Raw genomic sequence first — 6,914 nt, forward strand, 5'->3', positions numbered from 1 at the left:
GTTGTACTTTGAGTGTGGCAAATAATAATGAGTAAATTGGAATTTCATCTAGATGCAGCTCCAAACAAAAAGGCACGAAATGTCAGATCTACTTTGTATTTCGTTGGTTTAATGTTGTTTGTTTTCGTTCTAAATATTTCAGGCTTATGGTTAAGCAAATATGTTGGGATCAACTTTGATACAGAAATAAGGCAAGTTGATACCTCACAAATTTTACTGTTTTTTGGTTTAATGTTTTGCTTGGTCGCTTTTTGGTTATATATTCTCTTGGCTATTTTAAAGCAACTTATTTTAAAGCTTGGTGTGTAGGTACAACTAACAAGTTACTCAAACGGACGCTAAACAGTTGGCTAGCTTCGTTCCTCGCAATTTTAGCCAACAATTTCGCGCCGCTTAGTAAGGCGTTAGGTTTCTATTAAGCATATGAGTACATTTCGAAATAAATTTTTACCGCTCATTGCATTTACTGCAGGGATCTTTTTAATAGTCACTTATTTCTTTGGTGAACAGTTTTTAACTCCTATCCCAAAAAAATCGGAATTAATTAAATCTTCTGGTGAGATTGAGTGGGTAAAACGTGCAAGTAAAAATGGCAGAGATGTACGTTTCAAATTAAAAAAGAAAGAAGCATTTGTTCATAATGGTTTTGGGAGAGCATTAGCTGAAGAACTCTATAATTCATTAACAACAGAATCTGTTGTTGAAGTTTTAGCTGACCATTCGCAGCCGCAAAAACCAATGATGCATGAGTTCACCTATTATCCAGTATATGAAATCGTAGTTAATGGTAAAAAGGTCTACGCTTACGAAAACGAATTAGCTACTATTCAGCGTGCTTCAATTGTAATGCTTGTAGGCGGTATATTTTTTGTAATTTACTCTATCTGGCATTATCGTAAACATAAAAAGCGCTTGTGGTTCAAAACCTAACAAGGCGTTCAAACGGACAAAAAACAGTTGGCTGTTTCACTCCGTTCACAATTTTAGCCAACAATTTTTTGCCGCTTAACGTGGCGTTAGGTGCAACTCTGGGGCTATATGAAATATCTACTATTAGTACTTCTATCTTTTGTTCTTAGTTTTAGTTCTTTCGCTAACGAAGAGTGTGCTTTAACTAAAGATGAAAGTCGTGAGTTAAGAAAAGAAGCTAGAAATGCAGTTGTGGGTCCATATAGAGACTGCAAAGATTCGATCAATGAAGCTTTTTACTGGAAAGCTGTGGCCGAATGCGTTTCTGCTGGTAAAGGAGAAGGTATCGGCGGTGGTTGTGGTCATATGGTTAGTTATGGACAATATCCAACCGAGCCATACACAGACAAACATTGTGATATATTCAAACGAGAAACTACTGATATAAAGGTGTACTTCGACTTCCTCGTTAAGGAAAAAACTATTGAGAAATGTAGCACTTAGTATCAACTTTGAAGTGCGACAAATAACAGTTGGCTGTTTCGCTCCGCTCACATTATAGCCAACTACAATTTGCCCCTTAACAGGGCGTTAGGTGCCAATGCATACAATTAGGCATGGAGGCTAGATGAAAAATTGGATTATTACTTTAACTATTATGTATTTTTCATGGCATTTCACTGATGTAAGATCTGAAAGTGCATTACATAGTGTTTTACTTCCATTAATTACTATATTTTTAGCTTTATATTTGTTTCTCAAAGCTCTCGCCAAATTGGGTTTATTAAATGGTGGGAGCTCAAGTGGCGGAGGCGGCTTCTTTGGTGGTGATGGAGGAGGTTTCGGTGGAGACGGCGGTGGCTGTGATTGATTGCACCTAACAAGGCATTCAAACGGACTTTTAACAGTTGGCTGTTTTCACTCCGTTCAACATTTTAGCCAACAATTAAAAGCCGCTTAATGTGGCGTTATATGCTTTAAAGAATTACGTATTAGAGCAAGAGATTTTTACGTAGTGTTTTTCGCTAAAACTGTTTAGTGTATGCACTAATAAACTTTGTTATTTAACCCTTTTTCAAAGGCAACAAAGTTATTAATTTAGTTCGGCCAGTTGTGTTAACGCTCAAAAGTTCACGGCTGGTTGTTTTATAACGGTACCTTTAAATTCGTGTAGTGTTTGTTTTTACTGGCGCTGCATATAACAAGCAATTCAAGCGGGACTTTTTAAAGTTTGCCTAGTTTCGCTGCGCTACACATTTTGGCAAACTATTAAAAAGCCCCTTAATATGGGCGTTATATGCTTCAAAGAATTACGTTTTAGAGCAAGAGATTTTTACTCAGTGTTTTTCGCTAAAACTGTTTAGTGTATGCACTAATAAACTTTGTTATTTATACCATTTTCAAAGGCAACAAAGTTATTAATTTAGTTCGGCCAGTTGTGCTTAACGCTCAAAAGTTCACGGTTGGTTGTTTTATAACGGGTGCCTTTAAGTTCTATCAGTGTTTGTTTTTACCTATGCTGCATATAACAAGCAATTCAAGCGGGACTTTTTACAGTTTGCCTGGTTTCGCTTCGCTACACATTTTGGCAAACGATAAAAAGCCCCTTAATTGGGCGTTATAAGTACAAGGATAGTTAAGAGTATGTGGGAAAATTTAAGTAAAACTCAAAAGTTTATATTTATTGCGATAATGTGTTGTGTCGCTCCTTTTGCGCCAGAATTTATTTTGATGGCAGATATTGGTGGCATAGAATTAGTTTTTAGCTTTTTGGTTTTATACTACAAACCAATGCTACTTCGTATTCAATCGGCTATTCAGCGGGTAAAGTTTGAGATTAATCTTTGTACTTCTGCATTCAAAAATAGCCCAATATTTCAGCCTAAAGTATATTTTACCCAAGCATTATTCTATACATGCGCGTTTGTTGTTTCTGGTTCCATACTTTATGCTTCAGTATTCTTTTTACCCGCATTTATGTTAAATGGCGTTTTGGTGTAATGTACTTATAACAAGCTGTTTAACAAGGACAAAATACAGTTGGCTTTTGCTCCTTCGTCGCTTATTCTAGCCAACTATATTTTGCCCATTAACAGGGCGTTATATGCTTCAAAGAATTACGTATTAGAGCAAGAGATTTTTTACGTAGTGTTTTTCGCTAAAACTGTTTAGTGTATGCACTAATAAACTTTGTTTTTTAACCCTTTTTCAAAGGCAACAAAGTTATTAATTTAGTTCGGCCAATTGTGTTTAACGCTCAAAAGTTCACGGTTGGTCGTTTTATAACGGGTGCCTTAAAGTGCTAGCAGTGTTTGTTTTTACCTACGCTGCATATAACAAGCAATTCAAGCGGGACTTTTTACAGTTTGCCTGGTTTCGCTGCGCTACACATTTTGGCAAACTATAAAAAGCCCCTTAATATGGGCGTTAGTTGTTTTCATGTAAGAGTTGTAATGTCATGAAAAAATTTGAGAAAGGTATCGCTGTTTGTATGGGCTGCTTGTTTGCAGTGATTCTACTATTTTTGTGTAGAAATTTTTTATCAGCAGATGCTCGTGTATTTATTTTTTACTGCTTATTTTTTGTTTTTATCTGGGGTATGTTTGTTATTAAACGTAATATAAACAAAAACAAATAGGTTGTTTCAAGTCATCAACTAACAAGCGCATCAACTGGACAAATACTGGTTGGCTCCTACGCTGCGCTTCGGATTTTAGCCAACCAGTATTTGCCCGTTATGCGGGCGTTATATGCTTTAAAGAATTGCGTATTAGAGCAAAAGATTTTTACGTAGTGTTTTTCGCTAAAACTGTTTAGTGTATGCACTAATAAACTTTGTTGTTTATTCCTTTTTCAAAGGCAACAAAGTTATTAATTTAGTTCGGCCAGTTGTGCTTAACGCTCAAAAGTTTACGGTTGGTCGTTCTATAACGGGTGCTTTTAAATTCGTGTAGCACTTGTTTTAACTTGCGCTGCATATAACAAGCAATTCAAGTGGGACTTTTTAAAGTTTGCTTGGTTCCGCTGCGCTACACATTTTGGCAAACTATAAAAAGCCCCTTAATATGGGCGTTATAAGTACAAGTAAACTCAGGTGTAAGTTTCAATTTATGGATGAATTAAAATTAAAATATAGTGTCCCAACTTCAGCGGTAATAGCTATTGCTGTCGCGGCTTTAAACTTTACTTTTTTCGTATTAATCTATAAAACGGTTTCTTCATTCTTCTTGCTAGGAGAGTTAACGACCTTAGGTATATCTGCAATTTTTACGGTATTCTTCACAATATTTGTGGCTAAGCCGTTGCTAAAAAAATTAATCATAATTAGTGCGTAATGTACTTATAACAAGCTAATTAATAAGGACAAAAAACAGTTGGCTGTTTTCGTTCCTCAACATTTTAGCCAACAATTTTTTGCCCATTATTAGGGCGTTATATGCTTTAAAGAATGACGTATTAGAGCAAGAGATTTTTACGTAGTGTTTTTCGCTAAAACTGTTTAGTGTATGCACTAATGAACTTTGTTTTTTAAACCTTTTTCAAAGGCAACAAAGTTATTAATTTAGTTCAGCCGTTGTGGTTAACGCTCAAAAGTTCACGGCTGGTTGTTTTATCACGGGTGCCTTTAAATTCGTGTAGTGTTTGTTTTTACTGGCGCTGCATATAACAAGCAATTCAAGCGGGACTTTTTAAAGTTTGCCTGGTTCCGCTGCGCTACACATTTTGGCAAACTATAAAAAGCCCCTTAATATGGGCGTTAGGTTTTATTAAGGTTCGGAGTACCAATGAAAAAAATCACATGGACGAATGTTTTAACTGTTATTTGTGCAATCGGTGGGGCGTTAATAGGACAATGGGCTGTAAGTGGATTATTTGAAAATGATAAACCTCAGGATAATACAGAGATTTTGATGAAAACAGCGAGCACCATCAATGAAAACCTTCCAATGAATGTGGATTCCGAAACCATTCTATTTGCTACTACCGGTGTAAATAATACATTTACATATAATTACCGTCTAATTAGCCACCAAAAAGATGAGATAGATGTAGAAACGTTTAGAAATAACATGAAACCAAGTATTGTAAATTCAGTTTGCACGATAGAATCAATGCAGCCTTTCAGAGATTTAGAGATTATTGTTGCATATAGCTATTTTGACTCTAGTCAAAAACAAATAACAGAAATTAAAATTGATACCAAAGAGTGCCCTAAAACCTAACAAGGCATTAAAGCAGGAAAATTTACAGTTGGCTGTTTTCACTGCGTTCAACATTTTAGCCAACTATAAATTTCCTCTTAATGAGGTGTTATGTTGAAAGGTGAACTCTTGCGAATATTTATACTATTGTCATTCTTATCATTTGGTTCAGCACATGCTTGTATACCATGCGATAAAGAAACTAGTGTGTTTGCTGTAACTCAAGCTAAAGCTAAATTTGCTAAATCTTACCGTTCATTAGAAACTAATGGCCAAGTGACCTTTAAACTCGATGTCGGTCATAATAGTAAAGTTGATAACATAAGGATTTTAGAATTACACCCTAAAGATGCCCCTGTTGCCGCGGTTATTGAAATGATTAAAGATTCAGGCTATCGATTATCTTCTGATAAAAAAGGACATGTCGCGTGTTCTGTAAAAGACTTTGAATTAACCTTTAATTTTAACGTCCCTGAAAAACAAACTTTTGAAATAGACATAGAACTATAAATTTCAACATAACAAGTCGTTCAAGCGGGACTCGTAACAGTTGGCTCGGTTTCGCTTCGCTACACATTTTAGCCAACATTTCTCGCCCCTTAACGAGGCGTTAGTTACCCGCGCTAAATCTGTTAAATTAATTTTATAGGTTGGTGCACTACTTACTGTTTTTTACGTGTTTCATTCTTTGGTTTGGCAATGGCGTTGCTTTCAAATTCTTAATTTGTTTTTGCTCAACCCAGTTTTCGCCTAAATCGCTTACTGGTCAAATTAACGTCAGTGTTTAAGGCTCAAAATTAACGGTTTGGTAAATAGCGCGGGGTTGTTCTTGTTTTCTTTTTCTAGTCAATTAAATATGCTAACTTATTGCTAGTATTGTGCTTTTCAGTTAAAAATAACTAACAAGTCAATCAAGCGGGACTGCTAAAGCTTGGCTCAGTTTCGCTTCGCTGCACATTTTAGCCAAGCATTATCAGCCCCTTATTGAGGCGTTATGCGTCAGCCGCGAATTCGGTTAAATTTGGTGTTTTCGGCTGGAGTTACACAAAGGCTAGGGTGTTTGTTGCCGATTCTTTGTTTTGGTAATTTAAATGCCAATACCTCTGTTCTAGCTCTTTGCTAAACAGTTTTTCGCCAAGGTAAGCTTGGTGGCAAAAGTTGCTTTATTAAAGTGGCTCAAAATTCATGGTTTGGTGTGTCGCGCTGCGTGGGAGTTCTTGTTTTCTACGGTTGGGCTGCCACGAAACCTTATATAAATGGCGCTGTTTGTGGTAATCGCAACCAGCGCATAACAAGGCGCTTAATGGGACGTTTAAAGTTTGGCTCGTTTCGCTGCGCTCACAATTTTAGCCAAACTATAAACGCCCGTTAGCTTGGCGTTATAAGGCGTAATCAAGTATGGATAAACAGTCTAGGATGGAGCTTCGAAGAAAGGCTGGTTATAGAGATTTACCGAAACCTCAAGTGATGTATCAGGGGCCGGAGTATTCAATGTCTTTTGCTTGTTGTGACTGTAAAACTTCAAATTTGCGCCAATTCAATCTTGCTCCATGTGATTACCCTAGAACTATTGAGTGTCCTGTTTGCAAAGGTGTTGCCGTTAACTTGGGGCGTCACTTCAAGCCACCTAAAAAATCCGATGTAGCTCAATGGAAAAAGGTAAAGTATTTAATTGAGCATGGCTTTGTATTTCAAAAAATTCGGACAATTAAAAATAGCTATGACAGTGTGCCTTATCCTGAAACTTTAGCTCAAGCAAAAGAGTTTGTAGTAAAGTATCAAAAATATGCGGTAGAACCGCCA

General features: G+C 36.5%; 9 protein-coding genes. All 9 read left to right on the forward strand.

Annotation, left to right across the window (positions count from 1 at the left end):
- Positions 1 to 27 precede the first annotated feature (27 nt).
- Complete coding sequence (locus AC27HL_RS19365) at positions 28 to 309, forward strand: hypothetical protein (protein WP_487082698.1); 282 nt, start codon at positions 28 to 30, stop codon at positions 307 to 309.
- A gap of 114 nt (positions 310 to 423) precedes the next feature.
- Complete coding sequence (locus AC27HL_RS19370) at positions 424 to 930, forward strand: hypothetical protein (protein ID WP_487082699.1); 507 nt, start codon at positions 424 to 426, stop codon at positions 928 to 930.
- A 108-nt stretch (positions 931 to 1,038) separates the two neighbouring features.
- Entirely contained in the window at positions 1,039 to 1,413 is a 375-nt protein-coding gene (locus AC27HL_RS19375) for a hypothetical protein (RefSeq protein ID WP_487082700.1), read from the forward strand.
- Between the two features lie 124 nt (positions 1,414 to 1,537).
- Entirely contained in the window at positions 1,538 to 1,780 is a 243-nt protein-coding gene (locus AC27HL_RS19380) for a hypothetical protein (protein ID WP_487082701.1), read from the forward strand.
- 773 nt (positions 1,781 to 2,553) lie between these two features.
- Positions 2,554 to 2,910 (forward strand): hypothetical protein, encoded by a 357-nt coding sequence (locus AC27HL_RS19385; protein ID WP_487082702.1) that lies wholly within the window; start codon positions 2,554 to 2,556, stop codon positions 2,908 to 2,910.
- A 1,109-nt stretch (positions 2,911 to 4,019) separates the two neighbouring features.
- Positions 4,020 to 4,244 (forward strand): hypothetical protein, encoded by a 225-nt coding sequence (locus AC27HL_RS19390; RefSeq protein ID WP_487082703.1) that lies wholly within the window; start codon positions 4,020 to 4,022, stop codon positions 4,242 to 4,244.
- A gap of 450 nt (positions 4,245 to 4,694) precedes the next feature.
- Positions 4,695 to 5,132: a hypothetical protein gene (locus AC27HL_RS19395; RefSeq protein WP_487082704.1), complete on the forward strand. Its 438-nt coding sequence runs from the start codon at positions 4,695 to 4,697 to the stop codon at positions 5,130 to 5,132.
- Positions 5,133 to 5,240: 108 nt separating this feature from the next.
- Positions 5,241 to 5,621, forward strand: coding sequence for a hypothetical protein (locus tag AC27HL_RS19400; protein WP_487082705.1), 381 nt, complete (start codon positions 5,241 to 5,243; stop codon positions 5,619 to 5,621).
- Between the two features lie 888 nt (positions 5,622 to 6,509).
- The coding region (locus tag AC27HL_RS19405; protein WP_487082706.1) for a hypothetical protein at positions 6,510 to 6,914 on the forward strand (405 nt) is incomplete at its 3' end.

This window comes from Colwellia aquaemaris, assembly GCF_057548755.1.